The sequence below is a fragment of the Streptomyces sp. NPDC036813 genome (assembly GCF_055609245.1).
Map to the genome: position 1 here is coordinate 23,703 of NZ_JBVJPV010000019.1, position 18,676 is coordinate 42,378.

The window sequence follows — 18,676 nt, forward strand, 5'->3', positions numbered from 1 at the left end:
TTCAGTAGGGAGCACCCCGGCTTTCGTATGCGCACGTGGGGAAGGAACGGCATGACGATCAAGGACACGCCCGAGGAGTGGGAGATCCGGGCGACGCGGACCCCGTTCACCGGGGCCAAGACCTCCGTCAGGACGGACGAGGTGGTCATGCCCGACGGCTCGGTGGCCACGCGCGACTACCAGGTCCACCCCGGCTCGGTCGCCGTGCTCGCCCTCGACGAGGACGACCGGGTGCTGCTGATCAACCAGTACCGCCACCCGGTGCGGCACAAGCTGTGGGAGATCCCGGCCGGCCTGCTCGACGTGCCCGGTGAGAACCCGCTGCACGCCGCCCAGCGCGAGCTGTACGAGGAGGCACACGTCAAGGCCGAGGACTGGCGGGTGCTGACCGACGTGTACACCACGCCCGGCGGCTGCGACGAGGCCGTACGGATCTTTCTCGCGCGGGGTCTGTCCGAGGCGGACGGGGAGCGGTTCGCCGCGGAGCACGAGGAGACCGACATGCAGCATGCGCGGGTGGGCGTGGACGAGCTGGTCCGGGGGATCCTCGCCGGTGAGCTGCACAACACGTGTCTGGTGACGGGAGTGCTGTCGCTGGTGGCCGCGCGGCAGGGGGACGGGCTCGACGCGTTGCGGCCGGCGGACGCCGAGTGGCCTGCGCGGCCGTTCGAGGTCTGACGTCCGCCTGATTCCGGTCGTTGTCCGGCTGCGCCACCGTCGTGGCTGGTCGCGCAGCTCCTCGCGCCCCTTTTGCGGCGTTCCACTTCCGTTGGTCTTACGATCCGTTGATCCGATCAGGGGACTCCGGGTCAGGCACCGGCCTGCTCCGCCCGGATCGTCGCAGAGCGTGAACTAGGCTCTGTGTACGCCCGATCGATCGGTCCCGTCGGGCGCCTCAGTGCGGTGGAACGGGAGCGTGGCCCGTGACGGAACAGGCGGTGGACGAGGGCGGCGTGCGGCTGTCGGCGAACGCGTCGGCGGCGAATGTGTTCCTGGGCCGCACACGGGAGTTGAAGGAACTGCGCGCCGACATCGAGCGCGCGGGGCTGGACACGCTCAGCGGGAAGAAGGCCCCCCGCGCGCGGGTACTGCTGATCGCCGGACGCCCCGGCTCCGGGCGTACCGCGCTGGCCGAGGAACTGGTCCGGCAGGTCGCGGACCGTTACGAGCACGGGGTGCTGCGCGCCCGGCTCGGCGAGGCCGACGGCACAGCCGTTCCCGTGGAGCGTGCCGCCCGTGAGCTGCTCGCCGCCCTGGAGCGGCCCGTGCCGCCCGGTGCCGGCGAGGACGAGCTGACCGGGGCGCTGCGCGACGCCCTCGCCGACCGGCGGACGCTGCTCCTGCTGGACGACGCGGCCGGCGCCGAGCAGGTCGACGCCCTGCTCCCGGACAACCCCGACTGCCTGGTCGTCGCCGTCTCCGCGCGGCCCCTGACCGGCATCGCCGATGTGCGGCCCTGCACGCTGGGCGGGCTGGACACCAAGTCCGCCGTCGAGCTGCTGTCCCGCCGGATCGACCCGGTGCGGGTCACCGTCGACCCGCGGGCCGCCGAGGGCCTGGTCGAGGCGTGCCAGGGCCAGCCCGCGGCGCTGACGCTGGCCGCCGGCTGGCTCACGGCCCGCCCGAAGGCGGCCGTCGCGGACCTCGCCAAGCAGCTGCGCTCCGACGCTGACGACACCACCCCACTGGCCCGGGTCTTCAAGCTGGCCTACACCGTACTGCCCGCGCCGGCCGCCCGGATACTGCGTCTGCTCGCCCTCGCCCCGGCCGGGCCCGTCGACCCGCACACGGCCTCCGCGCTGGCCGGCTGCTCGGTGAGCGGTGCCCGCACCACCCTGGACGACTTCGTCCGCTTCGGGCTGCTGCGTGCCGTGGACTCAACGCTGCCGGAGTACGAGATCCCCGGCTGCCTGCACCCGATGCTCAAGGCCCTCACCGAGACCCAGGACCGCCCCGCCGAGCTGCAGCTCGCCCGTGCCCGGATGCTGGAGCGGACCGTACGGCTGCTGCAGTCCTGCCGCGCGATCACCGAGACCGACAGCCCGCAGGCCCGCGAGAAGCTGCTCGGCATGCCGCGCGCCCTGCGCTTCCCCAGCCCCCGGGCGGCCGAGGAGTGGCTGCGGGTGCGCCGCCCCGCGCTGCTGGGCGCCGCCCTCCTCGCGGTGGCCGACGGGGAGCTGGACACCCTGGCCCGGCGGCTGCTGTCCCAGCTGGTGCGGGCGATGGTCGCGCATTTCGGGACCCAGGCCGCCGCGCCGGACCTGTACGGCGTCCACCGCCTCGTCCTCGACGTGGCCGAGCGGCGCGAGCTGCCCCGGGAGAAGGCCGCGGCCCTGCTGAACCTGGCCGACCTGGACGCCCAGACCGGCCGGACGAATGAGGCGCTGCTGCGGTATCGCGCAGCTTTGGACGCCGGGCGCAGAGCAAATGACCCGTACGCCACCGGTCGCGCAATGGAATCCGTAGGTGGTGCGCATCTGGAGCTGGGGGACTACGAACGGGCCGCCGACTGGTTCGGCCGGGCTCTGAGCCAGCGCCTGGCCCGGGACGAGCGTGCGGACGCCGCCCGGCTGTACGGCCGTATCGCCACCGCGCACACCTACGCGGGCCGCTACGGCGAGGCGCTGCGGAACTGGCGGGCGGCCGCGGCCGGCCACCGGCGGTGCGGCGATGTGGCCGCGCACGCACGGGCGTTGAGCGAGCTGGCGCGGGTGCAGGAGTACGCCGGACGGCCGGCGGAGTCGCTGCGCACCTGTCAGGAGGCGGTGGAGTGGGCGCGCCGGGCGGAGGACACCCGGCTGCAGGCCGCGCTGCACCTGCGGATCGCCGACACCCTGGACCACCTCGGTGATCCGGTGGCCGCCGGAATCCACCGCGGGACGGCCGAGCGGATGCTCGCGGAGGAGGGACAGGAGGGCCCTGAGAGGCCCGACCAGCGGGAATACGCCGCCAATGCCTGCGAAATCCGTAGTGCATCCGCTGAAGATTGATGCAATGAAAGGCTAGACAGCGGGAACGCCTTCATTAGACTGGCTCTGCCGCACGTTCTCCTGCGGTGTCTCCCGGTGTGCCCCCGCATGCCTGGGTATGTCTAGTAATGCCCCTGTTTCCCCTGAGCCAAGGACCGTGATCGACGTGAAGGTCGGCATCCCCCGCGAGGTCAAGAACAACGAGTTCCGGGTGGCCATCACCCCCGCCGGCGTGCACGAGCTGGTGCGCAACGGCCACCAGGTGGTCATCGAGCGCAACGCCGGCGTCGGCTCGTCGATCACGGACGACGAGTACGTCGCCGCCGGTGCCCAGATCCTGGAGACGGCCGACGAGGTCTGGGCCACCGCCGACCTGCTGCTGAAGGTCAAGGAGCCCATCGCGGAGGAGTACCACCGCCTCCGCAAGGACCAGATCCTCTTCACCTACCTGCACCTGGCCGCCTCCAAGGAGTGCACGGACGCGCTCATCGAGTCCGGCACCACGGCCATCGCCTACGAGACCGTCGAGCTGCCGAACCGCGCGCTGCCGCTGCTCGCCCCGATGTCCGAGGTCGCGGGCCGGCTGGCCCCGCAGGTCGGCGCCTACCACCTGATGCGCGCGGCCGGCGGCCGTGGCGTGCTGCCCGGCGGCGTCCCCGGCGTGACCCCGGCCAAGGCCGTCGTCATCGGCGGCGGCGTCTCCGGCTGGAACGCCACCCAGGTCGCCGTCGGCATGGGCTTCGAGGTGACCCTGCTCGACCGCGACATCAACAAGCTGCGCGAGGCCGACAAGATCTTCGGTACGAAGGTCAAGGCGATCATGTCCAACGCCTTCGAGCTGGAGAAGGCCGTCCTGGACGCCGACCTCGTCATCGGCGCCGTCCTCATCCCGGGCGCCAAGGCCCCGAAGCTCGTCACCAACGAGCTGGTGGCCCGCATGAAGCCCGGAAGTGTCCTTGTCGACATCGCGATTGACCAGGGCGGCTGCTTCGAGGACTCGCACCCGACCACGCACGCCGAGCCGACCTTCAAGGTCCACAACTCGGTCTTCTACTGCGTCGCCAACATGCCCGGCGCGGTGCCGAACACCTCCACCAACGCCCTCACCAACGCGACGATGCCGTACATCGTCTCGCTCGCGAACAACGGCTGGGTCGAGGCGCTGCGCCGCGACGCCGCGCTGGCCAAGGGCCTCAACACCCACGACGGCAAGGTCGTTTACAAGGAGGTCGCCGAGGCCCACGGGCTGGAGCACGTGGAGCTCTCCACCCTCCTGGGCTGACCTTCCGGCCGAACGGCTCGCCCGACCGCGGGGCCAAGTCGTCCGGAGGAATAAGGCGATACGTCAACACAGGTCGTCAACACCACGCATCCGGCCGGACCTTGCCCGACAAGGTCCGGCCGGATGTGTGTATGGTCACTTTGCGGCTCTCGGTCAACTCGCCTCGAACGTAACCCTTCGACCGATTCGCACACCGGTGAAACCTGCTGTGCGACGGCCGTACGCCCTTGACAGCGGGATGTTTCATTGCCGACACATCGGGCCGGGTCCGGCGGATTGTGTTGCTGCGGACGCCCGACACGCCATAGAGTCGCCAACCGTCGGCATGGTGCCACGCTGACCTTGTCTAGAAGTTTCCTGGTCACCAAGGAGGTAAGACGACTTGTGAATGAGTCGACATTTTCTCCCGGGGGTGGTCAACCAGGAATGCCTGCGCGGGGCCAGGGCTCCACGGGGCTCGAGGCTGTCGGCTCCGTCGCTGTCCGAACCTTCGCAGCCCACCAGAGCCAGAACAGCCCCCATACGGCTCTGTCAGCACACCAGAGCATGGACGGTCATCACGTGAACGCCATGGCCGGCGACGGAAGTGGCGCGCCCCACAACCACTTCGCCGACTACGACGAACTGCCCGAAGGGCACTTCTACGATCCCGACGCCGAGTACGAGCCGGACCCCGAGTACGCGGCCACCCTCGCGCCCGACGCCGCGCGTCAGCGCCGCGAGCGCGTCGGCCCGACCGGGCGCCCGCTGCCCTACTTCCCGATCCCGGGCCCGCTGACCGACCACGGTCCCGCGAAGATCATCGCGATGTGCAACCAGAAGGGCGGCGTCGGCAAGACCACGTCGACCATCAACCTGGGTGCCGCGCTCGCGGAGTACGGCCGGCGCGTGCTGCTCGTGGACTTCGACCCGCAGGGCGCGCTGTCGGTGGGTCTCGGCGTCAACCCCATGGAACTCGACCTGACGGTCTACAACCTGCTCATGGAGCGGGGGATGTCCGCGGACGAGGTCCTGCTGAAGACGGCGGTCCCCAACATGGACCTGCTGCCCAGCAACATCGACCTGTCGGCCGCCGAGGTCCAGCTGGTGAGCGAGGTCGCGCGCGAGTCCACGCTGCAGCGCGCGCTGAAGCCGCTGCTGCCGGACTACGACTTCATCGTCATCGACTGCCAGCCCTCGCTCGGCCTGCTCACCGTGAACGCGCTCACCGCGGCGCACAAGGTGATCGTGCCGCTCGAGTGCGAGTTCTTCGCGCTGCGCGGTGTCGCGCTGCTGACCGAGACCATCGAGAAGGTCCAGGAGCGGCTCAACCCCGACCTGGAGCTCGACGGCATCCTGGCCACGATGTACGACTCGCGCACGGTCCACAGCCGCGAGGTGCTGGCCCGTGTGGTCGAGGCGTTCGACGACCACGTGTACCACACGGTGATCGGGCGCACGGTCCGCTTCCCGGAGACCACGGTCGCCGGTGAGCCGATCACCACCTACGCCTCCAACTCCGTCGGCGCCGCCGCCTACCGTCAGCTCGCCAGGGAGGTGCTCGCCCGGTGTCACGCCGAGTGAGTCTGCCGGGGGCCGACGAACTCTTCCGTACGACAGGGGGGATGGCGCTGCAGCCGTCCACTCCCCGGCGCCCGGGCGGCGAGGCCCGGGTGCCCGCTCCCGCGGGGGAGAGCGACGCCGCCACGGCCGCCGCGCCCGACGACGCGCCGCAGTCAGTGCCGGCGCAGGGCGGTGACGGCGAGGGCGTGGAGCACGTCGCGGCCGACGCCGAGGCGGGCGAGGAGTCCCGCAGCCGGGCCTCCACGGCTCCGGAACGCGCCGCGCGCCGCAGGGCGACACAGCAGGAAGGTTCTGCCAGTGGTGCCGCCGCGGCCGCCGACGAGGCCGCACAGCCGCGTCGGCGGGGGCGCGCCGCGCGGCGGCCCAGCGGGCGCGAGCGCCACGACGAGAAGATCACGGTCTATGTCTCCGCCGAGGAGCTGATGGACCTCGAGCACGCCCGCCTGGTGCTGCGCGGCGAGCACGGCCTGGCCGTGGACCGCGGGCGCATCGTCCGCGAGGCGGTCGCCGTCGTCCTCGCCGACCTGGAATCCCGCGGGGACGCCAGCATCCTCGTACGCCGTCTGCGCGGACGCTAGCGGTACCCTGCGGGGGCCATGACCTCGAACGACCCCTCCACCCCCGCCGGCCGCCGACGCCCACTCGGCCGGGGGCCGGCGGCTCCGCCGGGCGAGCGCGAGCAGCCGGCCGAACCGTTCGAACCCGAGGCGCCCCAGGTGCCTGAGGAACCGTTCGTGCCGGAGGCGGCGGGGGTGCCTGCGGAACCGTTCGTGCCGGAGGCGGCGGGGGTGCCTACGGGACCGTTCGCGCCCGACCCCGCCGCCGTAAGCCCCGCCGATGCCCCCGGCACCTCGGCCGTGCCCGCCCCCGGTGCGGAGGCAGGCGGCCGTGGTGACGCCGCAGGGGTGGAGAGGGATCGCGACGACGGTGGTGTCTTCAAGGTCCGGCTGGACAACTTCGAGGGGCCGTTCGATCTGCTGTTGCAGCTCATCTCGCGGCACAAGCTCGACGTCACCGAGGTCGCGCTGTCCAAGGTGACCGACGAGTTCATGGCGCACATCCGGGCGATGGGGGCCGACTGGGACCTGGACCAGACGACCGAGTTCCTGGTCGTCGCCGCCACGCTGCTCGACCTGAAAGCCGCCCGGCTGCTGCCCGCCGCCGAGGTCGAGGACGAGGGTGACCTCGCCCTGCTGGAGGCCCGGGACCTGCTGTTCGCCCGGCTGTTGCAGTACCGGGCGTACAAACAGATCGCCGACATCTTCAACACGCGCCTCGAGGACGAGGCCCGCCGCTACCCCCGTACCGTCGGACTGGAACCGCAGCACGCCGAACTGCTGCCCGAGGTCGTCATCAGCATCGGCCCCGACGGCTTCGCCCGGCTCGCCGTCAAGGCGATGCAGCCGAAGCCCAAGCCGCAGGTGTACGTCGACCACATCCACGCGCCCCTGGTCAGCGTGCAGGAGCAGGCGCAGCTCGTCGTCGCGCGGCTGAAGGAGCTGGGCGAGGCCAGCTTCCGTGCGCTCGTCGCGGACACCGACGACACCCTCACCGTCGTAGCCCGCTTCCTCGCCCTGCTGGAGCTGTACCGGGAGAAGGCCGTCGCCCTGGAGCAGGAGGCCGCCCTCGGCGAGCTGACCGTGCGCTGGACGGGTGGGGACGGGGACGCGGCGCCGACCGTCACGGACGAGTTCGACCGGCCGCCGGAAAAGGCCGAGAAGGCCGAGATCGCCGAGAAGGCCGAGAAGACCGGGCAGGGCCGGGAGGAGAAGAAGGCGTGAGCGAGGAGATCAGGGAGGCCCCGGCGGGCCTGCGGACCGTGGCCGGGCTCGACCTCAAACCCGCCCTGGAGGCGGTGCTCATGGTCGTCGACGAACCGGCGACCGAGGAGCACCTGGCGAAGATCCTGGAGCGGCCGAAGCGGCAGATCGCCGACGCGCTGCGCGAGCTCGCCGACGAGTACACCGTGCAGGGGCGAGGCTTCGAGCTGCGGTACGTCGCCGGCGGCTGGCGTTTCTACACCCGCCCCACCTACGCGCCCGCCGTCGAGCGCCTCGTCCTGGACGGCCAGACCGCCCGGCTCACCCAGGCCGCCCTGGAGACCCTCGCGGTCGTCGCCTACCGCCAGCCGGTCAGCCGCAGCCGGGTCTCCGCCGTCCGCGGAGTCAACTGCGACGGCGTGATGCGCACCCTCCTGCAGCGCGGTCTGGTCGAGGAGGCGGGCACGGAACCCGAAACAGGTGCGATCCTGTACAGGACGACGAACTACTTCCTGGAGCGGATGGGCCTGCGCGGTCTGGACGAGCTCCCGGAACTCGCGCCCTTCCTCCCGGAGGCGGAGGCGATCGAGGCCGAGACGCAGGAAGGGGTTCCGTCGTTCGACCCGGACGCTCCCGATGACGAGCCGGGCGCAGTCCGGGGGCTCCCGGACACCGACGACGAAGACGACCAGACGGAACATTGATGCGAAGCAGCAGCGGCAGGAACAGCAGCGGAAACAACGGCGGGAGCCGTGGTGGCAACAGCGGCGGCCGCGGCGGAAGCAGCGGGGGCCGCGGGAACTACCGCGGCGCCGGCAACAACCGCGACGACAAGCAGCCGGGCCGTCCCAAGAAGCCGCGTCCCGAGGAGCGGCGCTACGACGTCGGCCCCGGCGCCACGCAGGACGGTCCGAAGTCCGGGCGGGGCCCCTCGGCCCGCGGCGGTGCCAAGGGCGGCCCCAAGCAGGGGCAGCGCTCCGGCGGCCGTCCGGCCCCCGCGCGCTCGCGTGAGTACGAGGCCCGTGCCGAGGAGCGCAACCGCGAGCGTTACGCGGGCAAGAAGGACGTCAGGCTGCCCAAGACCTTCCCGGGCGCCGAGCAGGAGGGCGAGCGGCTGCAGAAGGTGCTGGCGCGCGCCGGCTTCGGCTCCCGCCGCGCCTGCGAGGACCTGATCGACGAGGCCCGCGTCGAGGTCAACGGCGAGATCGTCACCGAGCAGGGCAAGCGGGTCGACCCGGAGAAGGACGAGATCAAGGTCGACGGTCTGACCGTCGCGACCCAGCGCTACCAGTTCTTCTCGCTGAACAAGCCGGCCGGTGTCGTCTCCACCATGGAGGACCCCGAGGGCCGTCAGTGCCTGGGCGACTACGTCACCAACCGGGAGACCCGTCTCTTCCACGTCGGCCGCCTCGACACCGAGACCGAGGGTGTCATCCTGCTCACCAACCACGGCGAGCTGGCGCACCGGCTGACCCACCCGAAGTACGGCGTGAAGAAGACCTACCTCGCGCACATCGTCGGCCCGATCCCGCGCGACCTGGGCAAGCAGCTCAAGGACGGCATCCAGCTGGAGGACGGGTACGCCCGCGCCGACCACTTCCGGGTCGTGGAGCAGACCGGCAAGAACTACCTGGTCGAGGTCACCCTGCACGAGGGCCGCAAGCACATCGTGCGCCGCATGCTGGCCGAGGCCGGCTTCCCGGTCGACAAGCTGGTGCGTGTCGCCTTCGGCCCCATCACCCTGGGCGACCAGAAGTCGGGCTGGCTGCGCCGCCTGTCGAACACCGAGGTCGGAATGCTGATGAAGGAAGTCGACCTGTAAGCCGCCCCCCCGGAGCGCCTTGCAATGATCACCATCCCCCTTTATTGTCATGGTGACGATAAAGGGGGATGGTGATCGCATGTCCAAGCGAGCCGCGACCGGGGCACTCATCGGCCTTGCCCTCGGGGACGCCCTCGGCTACCCGACCGAGTTCAAGACCGTGCCGTTGATCCTGTCGATGTTCGGTCCCTGGCGGGAGCTGGAGCTGCCGCAACGGGCCCTCGTCACAGACGACACCCAGATGACCCTGGCCCTCGGGCGGGGCCTGCGTACCGCCATGGAGCGCGGCTACCTCGCGCCCAAGCGGCTGGAGCGGCCCGTGCGGGAGGAGTTCGTCGACTGGTACCACTCGCCGGACAACAACCGCGCCCCCGGCAACACCTGCCTGCGGGCCTGCGACCTCCTCAAGGAGGAGGGCCGCGTCTGGCAGGACGCCAGCCAGATCCACTCCAAGGGCTGTGGCGCCAACATGCGCGTCGCGCCGATCGGCCTCGCGCCGGGGCTGACCGACGCGCAGCGCTCCGGTGCCGCCCAGCTCCAGTCCGCCCTCACCCACGGCCATCCCACGGCACTCGCGGCGTCCGACCTGACAGCGCACGCCGTACACCTGCTCGCGCAGGGGGCCGACCCCACCGCGCTGGTCGGGCTGCTGCGGTCGTACGCCCTCGACCACCGCACCCACTACGACCACACCTGGCTCGGCGACCTGTGGACCCGCGGCCAGGACCCCACCCCCGAGCACTTCGCCGCGCGCGGCTGGGACGAGTGCCTGGAGATCCTGGAACGGCTCCAGGGCGCCGTGCGGACCGTCTCGCCGGAAACGGACCCGTGCCTGGCCACCGGGGAGGGCTGGATCGCGGAGGAGGCGCTGGCCACCGGGCTGCTGTGCTTCCTGCTCTTCCCCGACGAGCCGCTGACCGCCCTGCGCCGCGCCGCCTGCACCGCCGGCGACTCCGACTCGATCGCCTGCCTGACCGGCGCCTTCGCGGGGGCGTACCTGGGCGCCGACGCCTGGCCGGCCGCGTGGGCGGACCGCATCGAGTACCGCAGCGAGCTGCTGGCCCTCGGCGCGCTCTGGGACGCCTGACCGGGCGGCTCCACCGGGGTACCGGGCGCCGGGGGAGCCGTACGGCGAAGGGCGTGGTCATGACCGGCAAGGACATCGGTGATCTGCTCGGAGGCGTTCTCGGGAGCCGGGGCGGCACCGGCAGCGGCGCCCTCCTGGTGGGCGCCCTGCTGAAGACCGTGGGCGGCGGTGATCCGCTCGGCGGGGTACTGGAGACGCTCACCCGGGCGGGGCTCGGGGAGCAGGCGCTCCTGGGTGGGCGACGGCCCGAACCGGTCCGTGACCAGCGACCAGCTCCGGGCGGCGCTCGGCGCGGACACCATGGAACGCGTCGCCCGGGAGGCCGGCGTCACGCCGGCGCAGGCCGCCGACGACCTCGCCCAGGCGCTGCCGCACACGGTCGACCGGCTCACCCCGGAAGGCCAGGTGCCGCAGGCCGGGGCGCTGGAGGAACACATCCGGCGGCAGGCCCCCTGACTCCCGCGTCTCAGCGGACGGGCGTCGCACGCCCCCGGGCCGTGGGCTGACTAGGCTGGTCGCACAGCAGACCCGATACGCAGATACGCAAGGAGCAGCGCCGTGGCGGTACGAGCGGTCCGGGGGGCCGTCCAGTTGGAGCGGGACGAGGCCGGGCACATGGACGAGCAGGTGTCGGCGCTGCTCACCGCACTCCTGGAACGGAACGGCCTGAGCACGGACGACCTGATCAGCATCTGGTTCACGGCCACCCCCGACCTGCACAGCGACTTCCCGGCGGCCGCCGCCCGCAAGCTCGGCATCGTCGACGTGCCGCTGATCTGCGCGCAGGAGCTGGACATCGAGGGCGCGATGCCCCGCGTTGTGCGCGTCCTCGCCCACATCGAGTCGGACAAGCCGCGCGCCGACATCAACCACGTCTACCTCGGCGCCGCCGCCGCCCTGCGCAAGGACATCGCCCAGTGAGGACCGCACTCGTCATCGGCACGGGCCTGATCGGCACCTCCGCCGCCCTCGCCCTCGCCCAGCGCGGTGTCACCGTCCACCTCGTCGACCACGACCCGGAGCAGGCCCGTACCGCCGCCGCGCTCGGCGCCGGCACCGACGAGCCGCCCGCAGGCCCGGTCGACCTGGCGATCGTCGCCGCCCCGCCCGCCCACGTGGCCACCGTCCTCGCCGACGCCATGCGCCGGGGCGCGGCCCGCGGCTATGTCGACGTGGCCAGCGTCAAGGGCGGACCGCGCCGCGAGCTGGAGGCGCTCGGCCTGGACCTGTCCGCGTACATCGGCACGCATCCCATGTCCGGCCGGGAGAAGTCCGGGCCGCTCGCCGCCTCCGGGGACCTCTTCGAAGGCCGCCCCTGGGTGCTCACCCCCACCCGGGACACCGACACCGAGGTGCTGAACCTCGCCCTGGAGCTGGTCTCGCACTGCCGCGCGGTGCCGGTCGTCATGGACGCCGACGCCCACGACCGGGCCGTGGCGCTGGTCTCCCACATGCCCCACCTCGTCTCCAGCATGGTCGCCGCCCGTCTGGAGAACGCCGAGGAGGCGGCGGTACGGCTGTGCGGGCAGGGCATCCGGGACGTGACCCGGATCGCCGCCTCGGACCCGCGCATGTGGATCGACATCCTCTCCGCGAACCCCGGTCCGGTCGCCGACCTGCTCTCCGACGTGGCCGCCGACCTGGACGAGACGGTCCAGGCGCTGCGGGCGCTGCAGTCCAGCGACGACGACAAGCGCCGCGACGGCACCGCCGGCATCGAGGACGTGCTGCGCCGCGGCAACGCCGGCCAGGTCCGCGTCCCCGGCAAGCACGGCAGCGCGCCGCGCGTCTACGAGACCGTCGCCGTCCTCATCGACGACCAGCCCGGGCAGCTGGCCCGCATCTTCGCCGACGCCGGACGGGCCGGGGTCAACATCGAGGACGTGCGGATCGAGCACGCGACCGGGCAGCAGGCGGGCCTGGTCCAGCTCATGGTCGAGCCGAAGGCGGCGCCGGTGCTCACGGCCGCGCTGCGCGAGCGGGGCTGGGCCATCCGGCGGTAAGGCGCTGCGTGAGCGGCTGCGCCGTCCGGCGGTAAGGCGCTGCGTGAGCGGCTGGGCCGTCCGGCAGTAAGAGGCGCGTCGCGGAGCCAGTAACCTTGTGCGGGGCGTCCCCCTAGGGCCGTGCGCCCCGCACCCCGCTCACCGCCTCGCACCAGGAAGGTGTCCCCCCGTGGAAAACGGCGCCGCCCAGACTGTTCCGCCTGTGATCGTCGCCATCGACGGTCCCTCCGGCACGGGCAAGTCGAGCACGTCGAAGGCCGTGGCCGCGCAGCTCGGGCTGAGCTACCTGGACACCGGCGCCCAGTACCGGGCGATCACCTGGTGGATGGTGACCAACGGCGTCGACGTCGACGATCCCGCCGCGATCGCCGCCGCCGCGGGCAAGCCGCAGATCGTCTCCGGCACCGACCCGGAGAAGCCGACGATCACCGTCGACGGCTTCGACGTCTCCGGTCCGATCCGTACTCAGGAGGTCACCTCCCGGGTCAGCGCGGTCAGCGCGGTGCCGGAGGTGCGGGCCCGGATCACCGAGCTGCAGCGTTCCATCGCGACCGCCGCGGAGAACGGCATCGTCGTCGAGGGCCGGGACATCGGTACGACCGTGCTGCCGGACGCCGACCTCAAGATCTTCCTCACCGCCTCCCCGGAGGCCCGCGCCGCCCGGCGCAGCGGTGAGCTGAAGGGCGCCGACGTGCACTCCACGCGTGAGGCGCTGCTCAAGCGGGACGCGGCCGACTCCAGCCGCAAGACCTCGCCGCTGGCCAAGGCCGGCGACGCCGTCGAGGTGGACACCACCGACCTCAGCCTGAACCAGGTCATCGAGTGTGTGGTGACCCTCGTCGAGGAGAAGCGGGCGGGGAAGTGACCGCTGTGTCCGAGCGGGGCGCGGACGTCGGGCGGCGCATCGGCGTCGGCCTGATGTACGGCCTGTTCAAGCCGCGTGTGCTGGGCGCCTGGCGGATGCCGGCGCGCGGCCCGCTGATCCTGGCCGTCAACCACTCGCACAACGTCGACGGCCCGATGGTCATGGGCGTGGCGCCCCGGCCCGTGCACTTCCTGATCAAGAAGGAAGCGTTCATCGGACCGCTCGACCCGTTCCTGACCGGCATCGGCCAGCTCAAGGTCGACCGCTCCACGGCCGACCGCACCGCGATCACGCAGGCGCTGGACGTCCTGGCGGCCGGCGGCGTCCTCGGGATCTTCCCGGAGGGCACCCGCGGCGAGGGCGACTTCGCTTCCCTGCGCGCTGGTCTCGCCTACTTCGCGGTGCGCTCCGGAGCGCCGATCGTGCCGGTGGCGGTGCTGGGAAGTTCCGAGCGGCGCGGACGGTTGATAAAGGCGCTGCCGCCGCTGCGCTCCCGCATCGACGTCGTCTTCGGCGACCCGTTCGACGCGGGCGACGGAAGCGGGCGGCGTACGCGCAGGGCACTCGACGAGGCGACCGAGCGCATCCAGAAGCAGCTCACCGAGCACCTGGAAAACGCCAGGCGACTGACCGGCCGCTAGGCGACACTGAGTAGTGGATCAGGCTCACCTGTGGCCCGCTCCACCGATCACCACGATTGAACGACGAGGTACGGACTTCATGAACGACCACATCCAGCCCGACGGCTCGGACGTACACGAGCACGATCACGGGGCTCTCGGCGACGCCGAGTACGCGGAGTTCATGGAGCTCGCGGCGGAAGAGGGCTTCGACGTCACGGACGTCGAGGGCGCGATCGAGGAGGCCGGGCACGGCCCGCTGCCGGTGCTCGCCGTCGTCGGCCGCCCCAATGTCGGCAAGTCGACCCTGGTGAACCGGATCATCGGCCGCCGTGAGGCCGTCGTCGAGGACAAGCCCGGCGTCACCCGCGACCGCGTCACCTACGAGGCCGAGTGGGCGGGCCGCCGCTTCAAGGTCGTCGACACCGGCGGCTGGGAACAGGACGTCCTCGGCATCGACGCCTCCGTCGCCGCGCAGGCCGAGTACGCCATCGAGGCCGCCGACGCGGTCGTCTTCGTCGTCGACGCCAAGGTCGGCGCCACCGACACCGACGAGGCCGTCGTGCGGCTGCTGCGCAAGGCCGGCAAGCCGGTCGTGCTGTGCGCCAACAAGGTCGACGGCCCGAGCGGCGAGGCCGACGCGTCCTACCTGTGGAACCTCGGTCTCGGCGAGCCGCACCCCGTCTCCGCGCTGCACGGCCGCGGCACCGGCGACATGCTGGACGCCGTCCTGGAGGCGCTGCCCGAGGCGCCCGAGCAGTCCTTCGGCACCGCCGTCGGCGGCCCCCGCCGGATCGCGCTCATCGGCCGCCCGAACGTCGGCAAGTCCTCCCTGCTGAACAAGGTGGCCGGCGAGGAGCGCGTCGTCGTCAACGAGCTGGCGGGCACCACCCGCGACCCGGTCGACGAGCTGATCGAACTGGGCGGGGTGACCTGGAAGTTCGTCGACACGGCGGGCATCCGCAAGCGCGTCCACCTCCAGCAGGGCGCCGACTACTACGCCTCGCTGCGTACGGCGGCCGCCGTGGAGAAGGCCGAGGTCGCGGTCATCCTGATCGACGCCTCCGAGAACATCTCCGTGCAGGACCAGCGGATCGTCACCATGGCGGTGGAGGCGGGCCGCGCGCTCGTCCTCGCCTTCAACAAGTGGGACACCCTCGACGAGGAGCGCCGCTACTACCTGGAGCGGGAGATCGAGACCGAGCTGGCCCAGGTGGCCTGGGCGCCGCGCGTCAACGTCTCTGCCCGCACCGGCCGGCACATGGAGAAGCTGGTCCCGGCGATCGAGACCGCCCTCGCCGGCTGGGAGACCCGCGTCCCGACCGGCCGGCTGAACGCCTTCCTCGGCGAGCTGGTCGCCGCCCACCCGCACCCCATCCGGGGCGGCAAGCAGCCGCGCATCCTGTTCGGCACGCAGGCCGGCACCAAGCCGCCGCGGTTCGTGCTCTTCGCCTCCGGCTTCATCGAGGCGGGCTACCGGCGCTTCATCGAGCGCCGGCTGCGTGAGGAGTTCGGCTTCGAGGGCACGCCGATCCACATCTCCGTGCGCGTGCGCGAGAAGCGCGGCAAGAAGAAGTAGTCCGGGCGCGCCCGAAGGGGGCGGCCCCCGAGTCCGTCACGGACCTGGGGGCCGCCCCCTTGTGTCCACGGCCGTCAGCTGCCGGCGGGCCGCCCGGGTGGGAGCGCCGCCGGCACGAACTGCGTGGGCCCGCCGGGCTGTGCCACCGGGCCGACCCGCTGCCACGCCGACTGCCGGCCGACGCGGGCGCTCTGGGCTCCCGCGCTGTAGGCGCTGTACGAGCTGGAGAACGACCCCGGCCGGGGGACGGCCGGGCCGGCGTGCCGGATGCTCCCGAAGGCGGTGAACCCGAGCTCCTCCTCGCCGCTGCGGTCACCGGGCAGCGAGCGGAAGGACTTGACGTACTCGGCGTAGAGCGCGTCGTAGATCGGCGTGGCCGATGGGCCGCGGTGCGACTCCTGCCCCATCCGCGGCGGAGGCGGAACCGAGGAGAAGCTCTGGCGGCGGGGAACGTCGTAGTTGTGCACGTAAGTCCCAACGATGCGGCACGTCATGGGATGCGGCCACGGCGCGCCCGGCGACGACCGGGAGCCGGGTGACCACGGCTTGCGTCCCTGGGCCCGAGGCGCGGGTCGGGGGAGGGTGAGGCCGACGGGCGGGCCGCGGCTGGTTCCGGGCGGGTCGTGCGGGCGTCGACTGCGGGTCGGGCGGGGCGGGGCGGGGAGGACCCGTACCGGCAGTCTCGGCTGCAGGCCTCGTCCGAGCGGGCCCCGGCCTCGGGTGGAGGCCGGGGCCCGTCAGCCGGTGCCGTCAGCAGGGCTTGGTCGGCCCCGACCGGGCTCGGGCCCGGGCGGCAGCCCTGGCCGGTGGCGGGACGCCTCGGCTGCGGCTCTCTGTGGGAGCCGGCCCAGACCCGGAGCCGAGGTGGGCCGGGGCCGAGGGGTGGGCCGGGGCCGAGGTGGGCCGGGGTCCTCAGATCCCCGCCCTGGGCTCACGTCCGGGCCGGGCCGACCGGTGTGGGCCGCGGGCTCGGCGCCGGACGGGGCGGCCCGGACCGCCGGGCGGCTCAGGTTCCGGCGAGGGGCAGGGTGGCCGCGACCAGGTGCCCGGTCGCCGCCGCCTTGTCCAGAGCGTCGCGCAGGAGGTCCTCGCGGGGCTGGCGGCCGATGGAGCCGACCGGGGCCGCGAACATCAGCACCTGCTGGTGCTTGTTGGCGGCCGCTCGCCAGCTCTCGGTGACCTGCAGCGGCTGGTGTGCCTGCCACCAGGCCACCGGCTGGCCGCCGTCCACGCCGGGCTGAAGGACCGCGTGCAGCTGCCCCATCGCCAGCAACACGGACCAGCCGTGCAGCACCGGCGGTACGGCGGACAGCTCGGGCAGCGGCATGAAGCCGTGCTCGATCAGCAGCGGCAGGAAGTCGTCGCCGGTGCCGGTGGAGCCGGGGCGCACGATCGGTCCGGTCGGCTCCACCACCAGAGCCGGGTGCAACTCCCCGGCGATCAGGACCAGTCCGCTGGTCACGCCGAGCACGGCCTGCTCCGGCACCGACTTCACCGGCTCACCCGCGGCGCCCTGGCCACCGGCGACGCCGCCGATGGAGCGGACCGCGCCCTGCAGCTGCTCCTCGGTGACCTGGACGACCTGCGAGGGCAGGCAGCCGGCGTGGGCGAAGGCGAGTACGGCGGTCTCCTCGCCGATGAACAGCACCGTGCTGGTGCGTTCGTGCTCGGGGTCGCCCGGGGTGCGGCAGGAGGTGCAGTCGTAACTGCCGGGGGCGTTCTCCCCGGCGAGCAGCCGGTCGGCTTCTTCATCGCCGATCTCGGCGCGTACCTCGTCGCTGACGTCGAGCATGCGCGGCACGGGTGGCTCCCTCGGGATGCGGTGCGTTGGCGGCGCCGGGTGGTCCCCGGCTCATGAAGAGCACAACGGACGATCTGTGGTGGGGGTCACGCACGCGCGGGAACGGAATCCCCTCAACCGACGCGTACGGTCAACTCCACAGCGGAACCGGTCACTCAGCGTCAAGTGTTCGAGCCGTCAAGGATGTTGGCGCGGTGAAGTGGCTCACAGGCAGGCGCGGTCGATGGGTGACATGTCATCATATTTGCGGATGTAGTGGGTGGCCGGAAATCGCCGATACCCCGGGTAACTCCCAACTGGCCTGGAATGACGGCGAATTGGTTGATGCCGGGCCTCGGGCTCTCTAGATTCCTCCGCCGTGTGCAACGAGCACCGCTCGAGTACGTCCACCGGTCCGCGCCGCGTCGCGGAGCACCACCCCCGGTGGACGGGGCGGAGCGCGACCCCCGCGCCGATGCGCGAGGGGTGGCGGTCCGCCTTGGGGGACCTCGAGTCGTTCGAGAGGGATCTACATGTCCGAATGTGCCGATAACAGCCGCACCACCGCCCGCAAGACCCTGACCAAGGGGCAGGCCCGAACGACGGCGGTCCTCGCCGGTGCGGCGCTCCTCGCCCCCCTCGGCCTGCTCGCCTCGGCCGGTGGCGCCGCGGCGGCGGACGGCGGAGTGTGGGACCGCATCGCCCAGTGCGAGAGCGGCGGCAACTGGCACATCAACACCGGCAACGGCTACTACGGCGGGCTGCAGTTCTCCGCGAGCACCTGGCGCGCCTACGGCGGCACGGCCTACGCGCCGACCGCCGACCAGGCCTCCCGGTCCGCGCAGATCGCGGTCGCCACGAAGGTCCAGCGCGCCCAGGGCTGGGGCGCCTGGCCGGTCTGCTCGGGCCACGCCGGGGCGTACGGCGACGCGCCCGCGGCGAACCCCGTCTCGGCGAAGTCGGCGCCGAAGCGGTCGACGTCCTCGTCGAAGTCGAAGCCGATGAAAGCACCGACCCGTTCGAACGGCCACGCCGACCGCGGATCCGCGCGCGGCGGTGACTACACCGTGCGCCAGGGCGACACGCTCAGCGAGATCGCCGCGCACAACGGGACGAGTTGGCAGCGGATCTACGCCGCGAACAAGAGCGTCATCGGCAGCGACCCGGACCTGATCGAGCCGGGCATGCGACTCGCGCTCCGCCACCTCTGAGCCACGCCTCGGGGCCCCACCCGGTCAGCCGGCCGGGTGGGGCCCCCAGGGCTGTCCCGACCCGACGGAGCACCGGTGGCCGGCCGGCACTCCCTGCAGGACCGGTGGCTGTACCGGCACCGCGTACGGCCCGTG

At 72.3% G+C, this 18,676-nt stretch carries 18 protein-coding genes; 16 read left to right on the forward strand and 2 right to left on the reverse strand.

The annotated features are described in order from the left end of the window. Window positions 1–51 precede the first annotated feature (51 nt). The 15 genes from ACZ67Q_RS32385 (at window position 52) to der (ending at window position 15,550) form a co-directional block, all read left to right on the forward strand. Entirely contained in the window at window positions 52–678 is a 627-nt protein-coding gene (locus ACZ67Q_RS32385; RefSeq protein ID WP_471189481.1) for an NUDIX domain-containing protein, read from the forward strand. 245 nt (window positions 679–923) lie between these two features. After that, window positions 924–2,990 carry a tetratricopeptide repeat protein gene (locus ACZ67Q_RS32390; protein WP_471189483.1) on the forward strand — a complete coding sequence of 689 codons (2,067 nt, stop codon included), beginning with the start codon at window positions 924–926 and terminating at the stop codon, window positions 2,988–2,990. A gap of 145 nt (window positions 2,991–3,135) precedes the next feature. Further along, on the forward strand, window positions 3,136–4,251 hold the full coding sequence (gene ald, locus ACZ67Q_RS32395; RefSeq protein WP_471189735.1) for an alanine dehydrogenase: 1,116 nt from the start codon (window positions 3,136–3,138) through the stop codon (window positions 4,249–4,251). A 426-nt stretch (window positions 4,252–4,677) separates the two neighbouring features. After that, window positions 4,678–5,814 carry a ParA family protein gene (locus ACZ67Q_RS32400; protein ID WP_471189485.1) on the forward strand — a complete coding sequence of 379 codons (1,137 nt, stop codon included), beginning with the start codon at window positions 4,678–4,680 and terminating at the stop codon, window positions 5,812–5,814. After that, window positions 5,799–6,392: a hypothetical protein gene (locus ACZ67Q_RS32405; protein ID WP_471189487.1), complete on the forward strand. Its 594-nt coding sequence runs from the start codon at window positions 5,799–5,801 to the stop codon at window positions 6,390–6,392. Before ACZ67Q_RS32400 ends, ACZ67Q_RS32405 begins: the two co-directional genes overlap by 16 nt. Before the next feature lie 18 nt (window positions 6,393–6,410). Next, window positions 6,411–7,595: a segregation and condensation protein A gene (locus tag ACZ67Q_RS32410; protein ID WP_471189489.1), complete on the forward strand. Its 1,185-nt coding sequence runs from the start codon at window positions 6,411–6,413 to the stop codon at window positions 7,593–7,595. Then, the gene (gene scpB, locus ACZ67Q_RS32415) at window positions 7,592–8,278 is read left to right on the forward strand and encodes an SMC-Scp complex subunit ScpB (protein WP_471189491.1); all 687 of its coding nucleotides are present in this window, start codon (window positions 7,592–7,594) and stop codon (window positions 8,276–8,278) included. The genes ACZ67Q_RS32410 and scpB overlap by 4 nt, the downstream gene beginning before the upstream one ends. Further along, entirely contained in the window at window positions 8,278–9,396 is a 1,119-nt protein-coding gene (locus ACZ67Q_RS32420) for a pseudouridine synthase (RefSeq protein WP_471189493.1), read from the forward strand. Before scpB ends, ACZ67Q_RS32420 begins: the two co-directional genes overlap by 1 nt. Before the next feature lie 79 nt (window positions 9,397–9,475). After that, window positions 9,476–10,483, forward strand: a complete 1,008-nt coding sequence (locus ACZ67Q_RS32425) for an ADP-ribosylglycohydrolase family protein (protein ID WP_471189495.1) — start codon at window positions 9,476–9,478, stop codon at window positions 10,481–10,483. Window positions 10,484–10,741: 258 nt separating this feature from the next. Then, the gene (locus ACZ67Q_RS32430) at window positions 10,742–10,939 is read left to right on the forward strand and encodes a YidB family protein (RefSeq protein ID WP_471189497.1); all 198 of its coding nucleotides are present in this window, start codon (window positions 10,742–10,744) and stop codon (window positions 10,937–10,939) included. A gap of 102 nt (window positions 10,940–11,041) precedes the next feature. Next, window positions 11,042–11,404: a chorismate mutase gene (gene aroH, locus ACZ67Q_RS32435; RefSeq protein ID WP_471189499.1), complete on the forward strand. Its 363-nt coding sequence runs from the start codon at window positions 11,042–11,044 to the stop codon at window positions 11,402–11,404. Continuing rightward, the gene (locus ACZ67Q_RS32440) at window positions 11,401–12,486 is read left to right on the forward strand and encodes a prephenate dehydrogenase (RefSeq protein ID WP_471189501.1); all 1,086 of its coding nucleotides are present in this window, start codon (window positions 11,401–11,403) and stop codon (window positions 12,484–12,486) included. Before aroH ends, ACZ67Q_RS32440 begins: the two co-directional genes overlap by 4 nt. 169 nt (window positions 12,487–12,655) lie before the next feature. Then, entirely contained in the window at window positions 12,656–13,351 is a 696-nt protein-coding gene (gene cmk / locus ACZ67Q_RS32445; RefSeq protein ID WP_471189503.1) for a (d)CMP kinase, read from the forward strand. A 53-nt stretch (window positions 13,352–13,404) separates the two neighbouring features. Beyond that, window positions 13,405–13,992, forward strand: a complete 588-nt coding sequence (locus ACZ67Q_RS32450) for a lysophospholipid acyltransferase family protein (protein WP_471189737.1) — start codon at window positions 13,405–13,407, stop codon at window positions 13,990–13,992. Window positions 13,993–14,071: 79 nt separating this feature from the next. Beyond that, window positions 14,072–15,550, forward strand: coding sequence for a ribosome biogenesis GTPase Der (gene der, locus ACZ67Q_RS32455; RefSeq protein ID WP_471189505.1), 1,479 nt, complete (start codon window positions 14,072–14,074; stop codon window positions 15,548–15,550). A gap of 74 nt (window positions 15,551–15,624) precedes the next feature. Here the strand turns inward: der and ACZ67Q_RS32460 are convergent, their stop codons facing one another. Continuing rightward, window positions 15,625–16,017, reverse strand: a complete 393-nt coding sequence (locus ACZ67Q_RS32460) for a hypothetical protein (protein WP_471189510.1) — start codon at window positions 16,015–16,017, stop codon at window positions 15,625–15,627. A 539-nt stretch (window positions 16,018–16,556) separates the two neighbouring features. Continuing rightward, window positions 16,557–17,351 (reverse strand): hypothetical protein, encoded by a 795-nt coding sequence (locus tag ACZ67Q_RS32465; RefSeq protein ID WP_471189512.1) that lies wholly within the window; start codon window positions 17,349–17,351, stop codon window positions 16,557–16,559. A 512-nt stretch (window positions 17,352–17,863) separates the two neighbouring features. Here ACZ67Q_RS32465 and ACZ67Q_RS32470 point away from each other — a divergent pair. Continuing rightward, window positions 17,864–18,541, forward strand: coding sequence for a transglycosylase family protein (locus ACZ67Q_RS32470; RefSeq protein ID WP_471189514.1), 678 nt, complete (start codon window positions 17,864–17,866; stop codon window positions 18,539–18,541). Window positions 18,542–18,676 lie beyond the last annotated feature (135 nt).